Origin of the sequence: Pseudomonas sp. Irchel 3H3 (genome assembly GCF_900187635.1) — a bacterium.
Lineage (GTDB): Bacteria > Pseudomonadota > Gammaproteobacteria > Pseudomonadales > Pseudomonadaceae > Aquipseudomonas.
In genome coordinates this window covers 55,029-69,439 of the sequence record NZ_FYEC01000029.1, presented here as the reverse complement: position 1 = coordinate 69,439, position 14,411 = coordinate 55,029, and the positions used below count along the sequence as shown (strand labels likewise).

Annotated in this window: 10 protein-coding genes, 1 tRNA gene and 2 pseudogenes; 1 reads left to right on the top strand and 12 read right to left on the bottom strand. The window is 61.4% G+C overall.

The window, feature by feature from the left end; translation table 11 throughout:
- From CKW24_RS23390 to CKW24_RS23355, 8 genes and pseudogenes are all read right to left on the bottom strand, one after another.
- A pseudogene (locus tag CKW24_RS23390) lies at nucleotides 1–85 on the bottom strand (pyrroloquinoline quinone biosynthesis protein C); the annotation flags it as partial.
- A 136-nt stretch (nucleotides 86–221) separates the two neighbouring features.
- Nucleotides 222–1,133: a pyrroloquinoline quinone biosynthesis protein PqqB gene (gene pqqB, locus CKW24_RS23385; RefSeq protein WP_095170617.1), complete on the bottom strand. Its 912-nt coding sequence runs from the start codon at nucleotides 1,131–1,133 to the stop codon at nucleotides 222–224.
- Between the two features lie 85 nt (nucleotides 1,134–1,218).
- Nucleotides 1,219–1,293: a pyrroloquinoline quinone precursor peptide PqqA gene (gene pqqA / locus CKW24_RS23380; protein WP_003194766.1), complete on the bottom strand. Its 75-nt coding sequence runs from the start codon at nucleotides 1,291–1,293 to the stop codon at nucleotides 1,219–1,221.
- Between the two features lie 137 nt (nucleotides 1,294–1,430).
- Nucleotides 1,431–3,914, bottom strand: coding sequence for a pyrroloquinoline quinone biosynthesis protein PqqF (gene pqqF, locus CKW24_RS23375; RefSeq protein WP_095170615.1), 2,484 nt, complete (start codon nucleotides 3,912–3,914; stop codon nucleotides 1,431–1,433).
- 48 nt (nucleotides 3,915–3,962) lie between these two features.
- Nucleotides 3,963–4,757: a carbon-nitrogen hydrolase family protein gene (locus tag CKW24_RS23370; RefSeq protein ID WP_095170613.1), complete on the bottom strand. Its 795-nt coding sequence runs from the start codon at nucleotides 4,755–4,757 to the stop codon at nucleotides 3,963–3,965.
- A gap of 12 nt (nucleotides 4,758–4,769) precedes the next feature.
- Nucleotides 4,770–6,452 carry an NAD(P)/FAD-dependent oxidoreductase gene (locus CKW24_RS23365; protein WP_095170611.1) on the bottom strand — a complete coding sequence of 561 codons (1,683 nt, stop codon included), beginning with the start codon at nucleotides 6,450–6,452 and terminating at the stop codon, nucleotides 4,770–4,772.
- A gap of 140 nt (nucleotides 6,453–6,592) precedes the next feature.
- Nucleotides 6,593–7,054, bottom strand: coding sequence for an Lrp/AsnC family transcriptional regulator (locus CKW24_RS23360; protein ID WP_095170609.1), 462 nt, complete (start codon nucleotides 7,052–7,054; stop codon nucleotides 6,593–6,595).
- Nucleotides 7,055–7,144: 90 nt separating this feature from the next.
- Nucleotides 7,145–7,939, bottom strand: a complete 795-nt coding sequence (locus CKW24_RS23355; protein ID WP_095170607.1) for a lipopolysaccharide biosynthesis protein — start codon at nucleotides 7,937–7,939, stop codon at nucleotides 7,145–7,147.
- 248 nt (nucleotides 7,940–8,187) lie between these two features.
- Between CKW24_RS23355 and CKW24_RS23350 the strand changes: the two are divergent.
- Nucleotides 8,188–8,427: pseudogene (locus tag CKW24_RS23350) on the top strand (helix-turn-helix transcriptional regulator); the annotation flags it as partial.
- 145 nt (nucleotides 8,428–8,572) lie between these two features.
- On the opposite strand, the gene CKW24_RS23345 reads toward CKW24_RS23350, so the two are convergent.
- The 4 genes from CKW24_RS23345 to CKW24_RS23330 all read right to left on the bottom strand — a co-directional run bounded on the left by CKW24_RS23345 (nucleotide 8,573) and on the right by CKW24_RS23330 (nucleotide 14,308).
- Complete coding sequence (locus CKW24_RS23345) at nucleotides 8,573–9,907, bottom strand: type II toxin-antitoxin system HipA family toxin (RefSeq protein ID WP_095170604.1); 1,335 nt, start codon at nucleotides 9,905–9,907, stop codon at nucleotides 8,573–8,575.
- Between the two features lie 2 nt (nucleotides 9,908–9,909).
- Nucleotides 9,910–10,170, bottom strand: coding sequence for a helix-turn-helix domain-containing protein (locus tag CKW24_RS23340; RefSeq protein WP_095170602.1), 261 nt, complete (start codon nucleotides 10,168–10,170; stop codon nucleotides 9,910–9,912).
- Between the two features lie 302 nt (nucleotides 10,171–10,472).
- Nucleotides 10,473–10,549: transfer RNA gene (locus CKW24_RS23335), tRNA-Ile, on the bottom strand.
- Nucleotides 10,550–10,564: 15 nt separating this feature from the next.
- A complete protein-coding gene (locus tag CKW24_RS23330; RefSeq protein WP_095170600.1) occupies nucleotides 10,565–14,308 on the bottom strand; it encodes a bifunctional diguanylate cyclase/phosphodiesterase in 3,744 nt (1,247 codons plus the stop codon).
- Nucleotides 14,309–14,411 lie beyond the last annotated feature (103 nt).

Here is a 14,411-nt window from a genome sequence, read left to right as displayed (position 1 = left end):
GGTACGGGTGATGGATGTGGTAGTAGGCGCCCTTGGCCCGCAGCGCGGCTTCGAACTCGGCGGGGGACAGCGGTGTGTCGGTCATTGCGGTTCTCCGGTGTACATCCGGTGGATGCTTTGGTGCTTGTTCGGACGCCATCGCGAGCAAGCTCGCTCCCACAGGTTTTGTATGCGCCACAGATCCCATGTGGGAGCGAGCTTGCTCGCGATGAGGCCATCCGCTACAGCACAATACTCATGCCGTCATACGCCACTTCAACATTGCGCCGCACCAGCTCGGCACGCTCGGCCGAGTCTTCATCGAGGATCGGATTGGTGTTGTTGATGTGGATCAGCACCTTGCGTTGCTTGGGCAGTTGCTCCAGCACTTCGAGCATACCGCCCGGGCCGTTCTGGGCCAGGTGGCCCATTTCCCGACCGGTACGGGTGCCGACGCCGCGGCGCTGCATTTCGTCGTCGTCCCACAGCGTGCCATCCACCAGCAGGCAGTCGCTACCGGCCATGATCTCCAGCAACGGCGCGTCGACCTTGCCCAGCCCCGGGGCGTAGAACAGTTTGCCACCGGTGCGCAGGTCTTCGACGATCAGGCCGATGTTGTCACCCGGGTGCGGGTCGAAGCGATGGGGCGAGTACGGTGGTGCGGCGCTGCGCAGGGGCAACGGGCTGAAACGCAGGTTGGGGCAGGCCGGGATGCTGAAACTCTGGTCGAGCTCGATGCGGTTCCAGTCAAGGCCGCCATTCCAGTGGCTGAGCATGGTGAACAGCGGGAAGCCACTGCTCAGGTCTTCGTGGACCATGTCGGTACACCAGACCTGGTGCGGGCAGCCTTCACGCAGGCTCAACAGGCCGGTGGTGTGGTCGATCTGGCTGTCCATCAGGATGATTGCCTGCACGCCCGTATCACGCAGGGCGCGACCAGGCTGCATCGGCGCAAAACCCTGGAGTTGCGCGCGGATGTCCGGCGATGCGTTGCACAGCACCCAGTTCACGCCGTCATCGGAGATCGCGATCGACGATTGGGTACGCGCGTGGGCCCGCAGACTGCCGTCACGAAACCCTGCGCAGTTCACGCAGTTGCAGTTCCACTGCGGAAATCCGCCGCCGGCGGCGGAACCTAGAATCTGGACAAACATGGCTGCTCCATCACATCAACGCTAAAAATGAAAACGCCCCGGGCTGGCCGAGGCGTTGTACCGCGTGTTCCGCCCGCAGGCAAAATCAACGGCTGGCGAAGTACATGGTGACTTCAAAGCCGATACGCAGGTCGGTGTAGGCAGGTTTGGACCAGGTCATAAAGATGCTCCTTCAGTGGATGGGATGATCGAACCCTATACATATAGTCCATCTCCAACCGGAGATGTTCAGATGCTTAGGTGGCTATCTTACTGAAACGTTTCCGCTTATTGGAGACTTCTCTCGAAGAAAACCCATTACAGCCCCGGTAATGATCCCCCACTCGTTTGCCACGCGCCCTGTGGGCCGGCATCGCTGGATACACATCGCCATCCGCCTGTGGCCTGCTCCAGGCAGTGGGCGGCGTGCAGCAGGGCGGGACGTTGCAGATTCAGTACAGCTTGTTGCAATTGCATCAGGTAATCCGACGGGTGGTTGGCCAGTTTGCCCTGCCAGAGCAGCTCGAAGGCCTGGGGCAAGGGCAGGGTATGGCTGTCGAGTTGTCCGGCCAGCGTCTGCAACTGTTCGGCCAGCGCGGCATCGTCCAGGCTGGCGAGTTGCGTTGGCAGTTGCTGGATAAACGCCTCGATGTGAGCGAGCAGTTGCGCTGCCGGGGTACCTGGCGACTGTACGCCGAACAGCAGGCCGGTTTGCCCGTGGATCTGCCGCACCCCGCTGAACACTGCATAGCCCAACTGCAGTTCGACCCGCAGGCGCTGGTAGTAAGGCGTTTGGCTGAGCTGGGCCAGCAGGCGCCATGCGGCTTCGTCGGCCACGTCCCGCGATGGTGTGGGGCAGAACAACAAGAGCGCGTGCTCGCCACCCTGGCAGGGCACTGTGCTCCAGAGTCGTTGACCGGCGATGGCGACGGGTGGCATCGGCTCACTGTCGGCGATGCCCGGAGCCCGACTCAGGGCCCGGGTAATGGTGGTGTGTGCGCTGGCGGGCAGGCCGGCAGCCAGGCCATCCCAATGCGCACTGGCCCAGATCGCGGGCAGGTCCGCAGGGCCGGCAGCGTCTGCTGTCGCGCCTGGCGTCTGGCCCAGGCACACCTCAGGCAGGGCCTTGAGCAATTGTCGGATGGCGATCAACCCTGGCGGCGCTTGTGTGGCGTGCCAGTGTTCGGCGGCGGGCTGGGTCAGGCACAACAGCGCCTGTTCGAGAATTGCCGGCATCGGCTCATGTCGACCCAGCAACTTCAGCAGCCATTGGTCGCCAGTTTCGCTGAACGACAATTCGACGCCTGCTTGGCCGGCGTCGTCGATCAGGCCTTGCAGGCTGCGGGCCAGCACCGGCTGCAGGTTGGCCGACGGAGTTGAGGCCAGGCGCCAGCGCAGGCACACAGCCCCTTCACCGCTGGTGTCTGGCAGCGCCAGGTTGAACTGCAAGGCCGAACGCTCGCGACGACCGCGGGTGCGGTCCTGGGCGAAGGTGCGCAAGCCCCGGTGCGCACTGGTTTGGCCGCGAATCAGGCCGGCGGCTGGCGGCTCTTCGGCGCTGCGCAGGAACGGATTGGGCGGTGGCAGTTGCCAGGTGATGGCCGGGTTATCCACAGGTGCCGGATCGAGCTGTTGCAAGATCGTCGCGAGGGCACCGACCGCGGACTCAGGCAGCAGCGGTTGCACGGGCTCGATGTCGAGGCGAGCGAGGCTCAAGGCGTTGCTCGACTGGCGCCTGCGTTGCTGCAGCAGGGCATATTCTTCGCCGAGTTTTGGCGCGGTGTACTGCTGGCCGAAGAAGCTCAGCCAGTCGTTGAACAGACTGCGGATTGAGGCAGGCTGCGCGGTAGCGGTGGCACTGAGCTGGAACTGCACATGCAGCAGCGCTTGCCCGGCAAAGTGGTACAGCGCTGTTGCCTTGAGGCTGTCGACCCACTGGCGCTGGCGCAACTCGGCGAGCAGGCCGCCGGGCTTGGCGCAATTGAGCCAGGTGCAGAGATAGTCCAGGGCTTCGGCGGATGACTCGGGCAACCCTTCGCAGGCGAACAGCAGGTTGAGTTGCTGTTCGCTGGCCTGTTGATAACTGCTGACCGCCTCGGACATCAAAGGGTGCGGCGGACTTTGCGGTTGCCGGACGCCGACCCGCAACGGGTTGATCAACAGCTGCGCCAAGCGCTGCAATTGATCTACAGGCTGCGGGCCGACCAGGCTCAAGGTCATCTGCCCGGTCTGGTAAAACCGCTGATAGTAGTCCTTGAGCGCTTGTTGGAACTCAGGGTGCTGCACCGCCAGGCTGTCACGATTGCCGGCGTGGAAACCGCGCAAGGGGTGATCCGCCGCGAGGCCGTCGAACAGGGCCTGGTGTTGCTGGGCTGCGGCATCCTGGGACCAGGCGAGGTACTCGGCTTGCAGCACTTCCCGTTCACGCAGTTGCTCGTCTGGATGCAGTCGCGGGTGGGCGAGCATGTCGCCCAGGCGCTCGAGTCCCGCCGCAAAAGCCTCGGGCGGCAGTTCGAAGAAAAAGTCTGTGCGGCGCTCGCCGGTTTGCGCATTCAACTGGCCGCCCTGACGTTGCACGTAGGCCATCAGCCCATCGCTGGCAGGAAATCGTTCGGTGCCAAGGAACAGCAAGTGCTCAAGGAAATGCGCCAGGCCAGGCCAGGCCAGGGGCGCGTCGTGGCTGCCGGCGGCCACCCGTAACACGGCGGCACACCGTTTCAAACCGGGCGCATGACGCAGCGCAAGCCGCAGGCCGTTGGCCAGGGTTTCGTGGTGGACAAGGGGGTGGATCGGCGCAGGCATGAGCACTTCCGCTACTGGGTAAGTGCTCATGCTAGCGAAAACCTTGGGTCAGCGCTTGTTCAGCGCGTCGTAGAGTGCTGGCCGACGATCGAGGAAATAGCGATTGGCGGCGCGCGAGTCCAGCATCAATTGGCGATCCAGGGTGCCGACGATCAGCGCTTCATCGAGGCCAGCCTGGGCGATACGGCTGCCATCCGGTGCGGCGATGCTGCTTTGCCCGCAGTAGTGGATCTGCTCTTCACTGCCGCAGTAGTTGGCGTAGGCCACGTAGCACTGGTTCTCGTAGGCACGAGCGCGCACGGTGACGTCCGCGATGAAGTCGAAGGGGATCATGTTGGCCGTCGGCACCAGGATCAGCTCGGCTCCGGCCAAGGCCAGGCGCCGGGCGTTCTCCGGGAACTCCAGGTCGTAACAGATCAAAAAACCGAGCTTCCAACCGTTGAGCTCGACCAGGGGAAAGTCGTCCTCGCCGGCGCTGAACATCGAGTGGTCGAGGTCGCCGAACAGATGGGTCTTGCGGTAGTTGCACAGGCGCGTGCCCTGCGCGTCGATCAACTGCACGGCGTTGTAGATCTGCCCGTCCTCGGCACGCTCGGGGTAGCCATACAGGATGGCGACCCCCGAGGTTCTGGCGATCTGGGCGATCTGTTGCGCGGCTTCACCGTTGTACACCTGGGCCAGGACATTGACCGCGTCGACGCCGATGTTGTAGCCGGTGAGGAACATCTCCGGAACCACCAGCAGGTCGGCGCCCTTGGCTTCTGTCGCGAGCTGCTGCAGGCGATGCAGATTGGCGGCAACGTCCAGCGGCAGCGGTGGGCATTGGTACAGGGCTACGCGCATTTCGGACTCCTCTTACTCGGGCAGGGCGATTGGCCCGATTTCATTGAACACATCACCCGGGCCCGGGTTCTCGGCATGGGTGCTGCCGCCGAAGTGATTCATGATGCCCCAGACCGCATTGAGCGAGGTCTGCACCGCGCCTTCGACCCAGGCCGGGGTCCAGGATACGTCATCGCCGGCGATAAAAATCCCGCGCTGCTCGGCCGGCATTTCCTGCTGCATGAAGTGCGCGTACATCCGCTGGTTGTAGCGGTAATGGCCGGGCAGGGCGCCTTTGAACGCGCCGAGGAAGTGCGGGTCGGCTTCCCAGGACACAGTAATCGGATCGCCGATGATGCGCGCGGCGATGTCGACTTTTGGGTAGATCTTCTTCAGCGCATCGAGGGCCAGTTTCACCCGTTTTTCGATCGGCTGCGGGAGCATTTTCAGCGCGTCGCTCATCCAGGAGTACGACAGGCAAATCACCCCAGGCTTGTCATCGCCGTTGTCGAAGAGGTAGGTGCCACGGGTCAGGCGATCGGTGAGGGTCATGCTCATCAGGTCGCGGCCGGTTTCCGGGTCTTTGTCTTTCCAGAACGGCCGGTCGACCATGACGAAGGTCTTCGACGACTGCATGTAGCGGGTGCGGTCCAGGGCCATCCACATCTTTTGCGAGAATAGCGATTCTTCGCACTCGATCTGGGTGGTCAGCAACCAGCTTTGGCAGGTGGTCAGCACCGCCGCGTACTCGCGGGTATCACCCCAGTTGTCGGTGACGCTGAAGCGCCCATCGGCAGCACGGGCGATGCGCTTGACCCCGGTGCGTGGCGCACCGTTGTGCAGGGAGCTGAGGCTGGTGCCCGCTGGCCAGTGCGCACAACGTTCCGGCACATGACGCCAGATACCCAGCGGTACTTGTTCGACGCCGCCGACCACCAGGTGCTGGTGATCGTCGCAGTTGGTCATCACCACGCGGAAGATTTCCAGCATCGAGTTGGGGAAATCCGAGTCCCAGCCGCCCGTGCCGAAACCGACCTGGCCAAACACTTCGCGGTGGTGGAACGACAGCTTGGCGAAGGCTTTGGAGGTGGCGACGAAATCGTAGAAGGTGCGGTCATCCCACAGCGGCACCAGGGTGTTCCACAGCTCCTTGAGGCGCGGTACGTCGCGGTCGCGGATCGCTTGCTGGATCTCGCCAAAGCGCGAACCGTCCTCCAGGGCGTCAGCCCAGGCGTCGGCGACTTCCTGGAATAGCGCGGGCAGGTCGGCGAGTTTTTGCGCGTAGTGGGTCTGGCCTTCCAGGTCGATGACCGTGCTGCCGGAGGCCGGCGTCAGCGGGTTGGGGAAGGGCTTGGTCTCAAGCCCCAGCTTGTCGACGTAGTGATAGAAGGCGGTGGACGACACCGGGAAGCGCATGCCGCCCAGTTCGGCAATGATCCCCTCGGCACCTTCGAAGGCTTGGGAGCGCAGGCGCCCACCCATTTTCGAGGCTTCGTAGACGACCGGTTTCAAGCCCAGCTTCATCAGCTCATACGCCGCCACCAGCCCGGCAATGCCGGCACCGACAATCGCCACTTCCGCGCCGTGGTTGTGCGCCGGGATGCTGCCCAGGCCGGCCGGGTGTTCGATCCAGTCATCAAAGGCGAAAGGGAAGTCGGGACCGAAGATGGTGACCGGTTTTTTACCGTCTGCAGGATGGCGATTGTTGTTGTTCATGGCTGACCTTGCTGGCGACTCGCACGAGGTGCTGAGTATAGGAAAAGACTGTCGCCATTCTAGGGAGCGTAGTGCACGTTAATAAGACGCAAAGTGTCGTCGTTTTGCATGGTGATGATTCGATATGACGAATATTCTGGTCAGACTGGCTGGCCGCGGTCGATCTTGCTGCTGAGGATGATCGAGGTGGTGGTTTTCTCGACGCCATCGACGCTGCCGATCTGGTCGAGCAATTGGTCCAGTTGCTCCGGCGACTCGGTGCGCAGCCAGGCGACGTAATCGAACTCACCGCTGACCGCACAGAGTTGCTGGACCTGGGCCATGCTGCTCAGGCGGCGCAGTACTTCCTTGCCGGAGCGCGGCTGCACGGTGATGCCGACATAGGCCTGCAAGCCCCCGTCGACCACTCGCTGGCCGAGGCGCACGCCGTAGCCGGTGATCACCTTGGCCTTTTCCAGGCGCGTCAGCCGCGACGTCACCGTGGTGCGCGCAATGCCCAGTTGCCGGGCGAGCATGGCCACGCTTTCGCGGGCGTTGAGCTGCAAGGCGGCGATCAATTGGCGGTCGATTTCATCGAGCGCGAGGGGGCGAGTGTCAGGCAAAACGGCTTCTCCAACAGCACAGGTCAGTGGGCGTGCATGTTACAGCACATCCATGGCGGCGCTGGGGGGACAACTGCGCCCTTTAAGGTCTCATTTGAGAAGGGTTCTGAGGGCCGGGAGATCGATTCTCGGAATCACACTGTCAGGAATCCGCGAGCTGCTGGACAGGTTATACACGGCGAAGTTTTCCCCCATGACTTTGTTCGACATCAACTTCAACGAGGGAAGAATCCGCGTGTGGAAATGCTTGTCGAGGCCGCAAGGGGAGAGCACTGAGCCTGTGGTTTCATAAAAACGCCCGGTGGACTGATTCAGATCGACCCCCACCAGGAACACTTTGCTGAAGCCCAGGTGGTGGGCCAGTTGCAATGCCAGATAGGCCACCGTGCGGGCATCAAAAAAACCATCACTGAGGTTCTTGCTGAAGCCAATACTCTTGGCTCGTTGCCCGATGGGCGCACGGCTTTGCACCAGGTTCTTGTTGCGCCGAAAAAAATAGTCGAGCCAGGTTTGTTTCGGGGCACGTTTGAGCGTGAACAGTTTCCCCGCCGGGTGCACGTTTGTGCGGCGCGCATACTCTGCCCACAAGGCAACCCGTTGGCTGATTTTCATCGCATGGGCAAAAAACTCAGGCTGCTGGAGCGGAAAGCTCATGTCGGTGCAAACGTAGAAGTGCGGCCGGATGGCCGTCTTGCTGAACAGCGAGATCGCACCATTCATGGTGATCATCGGGATGTGAGCGAATTCTTCGATCGGGAAGTCCTTGGCCGAACTGCCCGAGGCGATAATAAACACAGCGCCGCTCTCGGTGTGGCGACACTCTTCGAAATCACGCACATGACTCAACCTGGAGTCTACTGCTGGATGTGCCTGAACTACTTCCATGTCCGATGTCCGCTAGGTATGCCATTGACTGTATTGATGTTTTTTTATACGCCCGGAAACGGGATCAGTCGCGGCTGATTCAAGCACGGAATGACGCCCACAACTCTCAGGCTCGCCAGGCAGGCAAGGCTCGAATCTAGCAAATGCTGAGTGATGTGACCAACCCCTAAACGCACGAATGGGCAGGCGGTCGCAAATAGCTGGGAAAGCTGTTGCAGGGAACGAAGGGCGGGGAATATTGAGGGTATGAACAGCTCCGCCAACGCCGCCTGAATCGCGGGCTGACCCAAGCCCGCCTCGCGGCCCTGGCGGGCATCACTCGACAGAAGGTTATCGCCATCGAAAAGGGTGATCTGTCGGTGGGCATGGTCGCTTATGCACGAGTCCTGGGGGCTCTGGATGGTGAGTTCGCTATAGTTCCGGCCGCCATGCCAACGCTTGATGAAAGTTATTCGCCTCACGGCAGGGATAGCTGGACATTTGATTAGCGTGGTTAGGGGTGAATCAGCGCGCGTCGACTAGAAACACGAAAGTCGCTTCAATGCCAATCTTCGGATATTTGGCTCACTGGGGCGTCGCAGCGCAAGGCTGCTGTGGGGAGTGGTTTAAACCAGTTGGCCCCCAGCTATAGTTTCAGTGCTTCTTTGCCAGCAATTCAGAGCGACCAATCACCTCTCGGCTGCGCTCTGTTTTGCGCGGCCCTGAGAAACCAGCCTCTTCGATGGCGGTATCCAAGCCGCGAAAATGCGGGGCGGCTTTGGGGCTGCGCAATGTTTCCATGCCTTCGTTCCAGGCGTGCAACATGTGTTTGGCCACATCGCGCCAAGCGGGCTCATTTCTCGATGCTTCGATAACTTCGAGTCCGACCTCTACGGCGGATTCGCAGAGTTGTTCGACCATGGCAGCGTACTTGCTCGGAGGAATGCTCAGCACGGCTTTGAAAAATGTTTCCAGTGATCGACCCGGTGTCCAGGTTTGTCTTCCGCCTACGGACAGACCAGGAGGGCTGCTAGCGAAGCGCGGGTAGGCCTGAGTGGTCACCAGGTCATAGACCGGAGTAAAGGCCACGTCAGCACGCGAGGTATAAAACAGCGCGATGTTCTTCGAATGGCAGTCGGCATTGCGCACCACGTAGTTGGTCAGTAGCTGCCAGCCTAGGTGCTCGCGTTGAGCCTGGAGACGGTCAGCGGGGATGTAGGCCCGTGTGGCATTCCACACCCGTTCGGTGGTGGGGGCGTACTTTTCATGTGGCGGCAAACCCAGTAGCCCACAGGCGTCTTCGACGCCGCAGCGTGGGAGGCCGTGCTCGTTCACGTCGAAGCGATCTACCACCAGGATTTTGCCGTCCTCAGACATGCGACAAGTTGCAACCGGTACGACATTAAGCCGCGCCAGTACGCGCATGGTGTAGAACTCGTTGAAACCTAGAAAAGGAGTAGTGTCGTCGGAGCCTTTGATGATGTGAAAGCCCGTGCGCAGGGTCGGTTTGCCTAGCGGCTCCCGAGGTTCGGCGGCGTCGGTGGCAATGAATTTTGGCACGACCCCTGAAACGGCTACCCGAGCGTATTGCCGTACCAGTGCGGCGAATCGGTCGGTGGTGTTTTGCGCCCTGAGAAGGTGGTTGATCTCCAGGGGAGCCATCTCGACGCCTGGCTGAATGCCTTCAGGCGTGACCGAGACTCTGCCGATGCCGGTGCCTCCCACCACGCCCAGCAGCGACAGATCGGTGCCATCGAGCAGCGGGCCAAACTCTTCACGGATAACACCGAGCAAATAACCCTCGGGCAGGTTTTGCCGGAAAAAAGGGAACAGGTCGCGGGGCCAGCGCCATGCTTCTTCGCGAACAGGCATCGTCAGGCTGACAAAGTCTTCCACTGCTGTTCCTGGAAGATACTTCAGCACGTATTCATCGCGCTCCCGGTAGAGCTTGGCCACTAACCTTGAGCTGACGTGAACGTCGAGGATCATGCTCAAGCACTCCCTGACCGCTGTTCGCTGAGGATGTCTTCAACCGTGCGTTCGTGCCCGGCTTTAACTAGCTTCAGGTCATAGCCTGCTGCTTCCAGCAGCCGAACCAGCACTGAGACGCTCATATCGCCTTTGGCCAATGTTTCCATGCGCGCTACCGTGGTGCGTGAAACGCCGGCACGGCTGGCCAGTGCGTCCTGGCTCAGTTTCGCATCGCCACGCGCCTGTTTCAGCATTTCGGAAATATCGTAGAGAGAGGTCATTTGTAGCCCCTGGGCATCTAAAACAGATTTGATGCTGGAAAATGTAGCTCTTGGGCTACATCTGCGCAAGAGACGCCACATTTGATTTATGGCTCACGGGCTACAGAATGGGTGTCCTAGTTATTATTTGTGGCTTGAAGGCTACAAACTAGCTGGCTTGTCTAGATACTGAATCCATCCACTTGGCTAGCATTGGGCAGTCCTCTACGGTCGACGTCCACGGACTGTGGACGGGCAGCTCATCGGCCAATGTAGTGGTCCATCCAGAAACACGAAAGCCGCGCAATGCGCGGCTTTGAGTATGGTGGGCCCACACGGACTTGAACCGTGGACCAAAGGATTATGAGTCCTCTGCTCTAACCAACTGAGCTATAGGCCCTCAGTAGGCCGCGGATTATAGCGATGGTTTCTCGGCTGTGCTATCCGAAAAGTCCGAAACTGCGATACGAAGGAAGGTTGCGGCGAATTCGTCGGCGGGCAGGGGCAGGCTGACGATGTAGCCCTGGATCTGTTCGCAGCCTTCGCCGGCGAGGAACTGCTGTTGGGCCTGGGTTTCCACGCCTTCGGCGATGATGGTGAATTGCATGCTGCGGCCAAGGGCGATGATTGCGCGGACGATGGCCACGTCGTGGGGGTCGTCGGGCAGGCCGCGGACGAAGGACTGGTCGATTTTCAGGTAGTCCAGCGGCAGGCGCTTGAGGTAGCTGAGGGAGGAGTAGCCGGTGCCGAAGTCGTCGATGGCCAGTTGCACTCCCAGGCGTTTGAGTTGGTGCAGGACTTCCAGGGCTTCTTCGGCCTGGCTCATGATGAAGTTTTCGGTGATCTCCAGTTGCAGCAGGCCGGGTTTGAGGTGGTTGTCCCTGAGCAGTTGTTCGATGCGCCCCAAGAGGTTGGGCTGGCGCAGTTGGGCGCCGGCGAGATTGACCGATAGTGAGCCGAACCCCTCGTAGCGCTTGCTCCATTCGTGCATCTGCAGGCAGGCCTGTTCCAGTACCCAGTCGCCGATCTGCAGGATCATGCCGTTTTCTTCGGCCAGGGAAATGAAGTGCTCGGGCGGTACATCGCCGAAGGTCGGGTGGTGCCAGCGGATCAGCGCTTCGGCGCCGACCAGGCGTGGATGGTTGAGGCTGATTTTCGGTTGGTAGTACAGGGACAATTCGTTGCGTTCGATGGCGCGACGCAGTTCATGTTCCAGGGCTATGCGCTCGCTGGCCTGGGCAGTGAGGTCGCGGGTATAGCTTTCGACCCGGTTGCGGCCTTTGGCCTTGGAGCGATACATGGCCGCATCGGCGTTCTTGACCAGGGTGGCGACGTCGCTACCGTCCTTGGGGTAGAGGCTGGTGCCGATGCTGGCGCTGATGAAGAACTCATGTTCACCGGCCTGGAACGGCGCGCCAAAGCAGTTCAGCAGCTTGTTGGCGATGTTGTCGGCATCGCTGGCTTGCTGCAGGCCCGGCAGCAGGATGATGAACTCGTCGCCGCCCAGGCGCGCCACGGTGTCGATATCCCGCAGTTGCTCCTTGAGCCGCACGGCGATGCCCTTGAGCAGGAGGTCGCCGACTGGATGCCCGAGGCTGTCGTTGATGTGTTTGAAGCGGTCGAGGTCGAGAAACAGCACGGCCCCCAGGCCACCCTGTTCACGTTGGCCGTTGAGGGCTGTCAGCAGGCGGTTTTCGAACAGCGTGCGGTTCGGCAGGCCGGTCAGCGGGTCGTGGTGGGCCTGATAGTCGAGCTTGGCCTGGGCGTGCTTGAGGCTCGAAATATCGGCAAATACCGCGACGAAGTGGGTGATGAAGCGGTCCTTGTTGCGCACCGCGCTGATGGTCAGCCAGCTGGGGTACAGCTCGCCATTTTTGCGCCGGTTGGAGATCTCGCCCTGCCAATGGCCCTCGGCGGTCAACTGATGCCACATGGCCGCGTAGAAGGCGCTGTCGTGCAGGCCCGAGGCCAGGAGCCGGGGTGTGTGGCCCAGGGCTTCGGTCTCGCTGTAGCCGGTAATCTCGCTGAAGGCACGGTTGACGGCGCTGATGTGCTGCTGGGTGTCGGTGATCAACACGCCCTCGGCGGTGCTCTCGAACACGGTGGCAGCCTGTTGCAGTTTTTCCTGCATCAGGTGCCGCTCGGTAATGTCCCGGGCGATGGTCAGCATGCATTCTTCTTCGCCGATCGGTAGCGGTCGGCTGGACATTTCGCAGAGACGGATCTGCCCGTCGTTGCGCCGGATGTGGCAGGTGAAGTCGCGCACGAAGCCGTCGCGTTTGAGCAGGTCGAGCATTTTGCGACGCTCATTGAGGTTGACCCAGATCCCCAGGTCGAGGGTCGAGCGATCCAGGGACATGGCGCTATTGAAACCGGTGATGCGGCTGAACCCTTCGTTGACCTCGATCAGCAGACCGTCGCTGACCCGTGAGAGCAGCAGGCCATCAGGTGAGGCATGGAAGGCCTTGGCGAACTTCTCTTCGGAGGTCTGCAGTTGCTGTTGGGTTTCCTTGAGCTGGCTGATGTCCCGGACCACCACCACCAGCGCTGGCGTGGTGTCGAGCTCGAAGGGCTCGGCGGAGATCAGGCCGGTGAACACTTGGCCATTGCTGCGGCGAAAGGGCATCTCCAGGTTGCGAATGCTGCCGGCCTGCAAACGCTGCAACAGTCCCGGGCCGACGCCGGCAATGCCCCAGATGTTCAGATCGGTGGCGGTTTGTCCCACCACTTGTTCGGCGCTCAGGCCGATCTGCTCCTCGAAGGCCTCGTTGACTTCCAGCAGGCAACCGTCGGACAGGCGCGCAATCACCAGGATGTCCGGGCACTGCTGGAACACCGAGGCAAACTTCTGCTCGGAGAGGCGCAGGGCTTCTTCGGTGCGCTTGGCTTCGCTGATGTCGATCATCAGGCCACGCATGATCGGCTCGTGGCCGTGTTCGATCAGACTGACGATGTCGCGTACCCACAGGCAACGCCCGTCGGCCGTGATCACTCGGTAGTCGAGGCTGTGATCGCGCCCGGCCAGCACTTCGTGATCGCAGAAGCTCTGGGCCCGTGTCAGGTCGGCGGGGTGAATGATGTTGCGCCAGAAGCCGGGGATCAACCAGTGGGACAGGGGGTAACCGAGTAGATCTTCGGCGTGGGGCGACACGTAGCTGTAGGTGAAGTCACTGATGCGTGCTTCCCAGGCGATGGCGGACAGGCTCTCCACCAGGCCGCGGTAATGGTATTCGCTGCTGCGCAGTTCCTGTTCCAGGGCGACCCGCCGGGAAATTTCCGAGCTCAGGCGGCGATTGATGCGGATCACCACGGCGAGAATCGCGATCAGCAAGCCCACACCGGGCAGGCCATAGATCAACAGGTCGGACCAGAAGCCCCGGTGATCGAGGACGTTGCCTACCCAGTGCTCCTGGATGGCGCTGATTTCCCCGGGGCTCATGTCGGCCAGCACTTTGTCGAGGATGCTTACCAGCAGTTTGTTATCCCGTGGCACGGCCATCGCCAGTTGGTAGCGATAGGGGGTTTCGCCGCTGACGTAGAGCCCATCGAGCTTGAGTTGGCGCAGGCTCCAGACACTGGACGCGAGGTCGCCGACAACCGCGTCGACCTCATCGGTAGCCAGGGCCTGCAGCGCCGAGCTGACATTGGGCAAGGGCACCAGGTTGAGATCGGGGTGCTGGGTGCGCAGCAGTTCGTGCGGGGCGTAGTTTTCCACCACGGCGATTTTCAGGCCGTAGAGGTCCTCAAGGTTATGGGGCTGGGCGCCTCCCACATGGGCCAGGATAACGATGGGGAAATCCAGGTAGGGTCGGGTGAAGGCCAGGTAGTTCTGGCGCTCGGGGGTGGACATGATGCCGGGCAGCAGGTCGAGCTTGCCCTTTTTGACCTGGTCCAGCACCTCGGTCCAACTGACCGGCTCCACGGGAGTAACCTTGACGGCCAGACGATCGCGCACGACGTTGATGTAGTCCGCCGCCAGGCCCTGGTAGCGGCCTTGCTCGTCACGAAACTCGAATGGCGGCCACGACGCGTCGACGCCCAGGCGTAACTCTGGATGAGCCGCCAGCCAGCCACGTTCTTCGTCATTAAGAGTCAGCGCGCCAGCCGTTGCGGTCCAGGTCATCAGCGACAGTAGCAGCACGGCCGGGAGTCTGGGCATAACGGTCTCGTTATGGCTTGGGGGGGAATGTTTCGAGTGTAGACGGGCTGGGCGGCGGGAGCGATGTCGCGAGGATTTAATCTGCATAAAGCAAAACCCCCGG

What these genes read in the sequence shown, in the direction of transcription:
- pqqB (WP_095170617.1), bottom strand. Translation starts at nt 1,133, where the DNA reads ATGTTTGTCCAGATTCTAGGTTCCGCCGCCGGCGGCGGATTTCCGCAG.
- pqqF (WP_095170615.1), bottom strand. Translation starts at nt 3,914, where the DNA reads ATGCCTGCGCCGATCCACCCCCTTGTCCACCACGAAACCCTGGCCAAC.
- CKW24_RS23370 (WP_095170613.1), bottom strand. Translation starts at nt 4,757, where the DNA reads ATGCGCGTAGCCCTGTACCAATGCCCACCGCTGCCGCTGGACGTTGCC.
- CKW24_RS23365 (WP_095170611.1), bottom strand. Translation starts at nt 6,452, where the DNA reads ATGAACAACAACAATCGCCATCCTGCAGACGGTAAAAAACCGGTCACC.
- CKW24_RS23355 (WP_095170607.1), bottom strand. Translation starts at nt 7,939, where the DNA reads ATGGAAGTAGTTCAGGCACATCCAGCAGTAGACTCCAGGTTGAGTCAT.
- CKW24_RS23345 (WP_095170604.1), bottom strand. Translation starts at nt 9,907, where the DNA reads ATGATCCTCGACGTTCACGTCAGCTCAAGGTTAGTGGCCAAGCTCTAC.
- CKW24_RS23340 (WP_095170602.1), bottom strand. Translation starts at nt 10,170, where the DNA reads ATGACCTCTCTCTACGATATTTCCGAAATGCTGAAACAGGCGCGTGGC.
- CKW24_RS23330 (WP_095170600.1), bottom strand. Translation starts at nt 14,308, where the DNA reads ATGCCCAGACTCCCGGCCGTGCTGCTACTGTCGCTGATGACCTGGACC.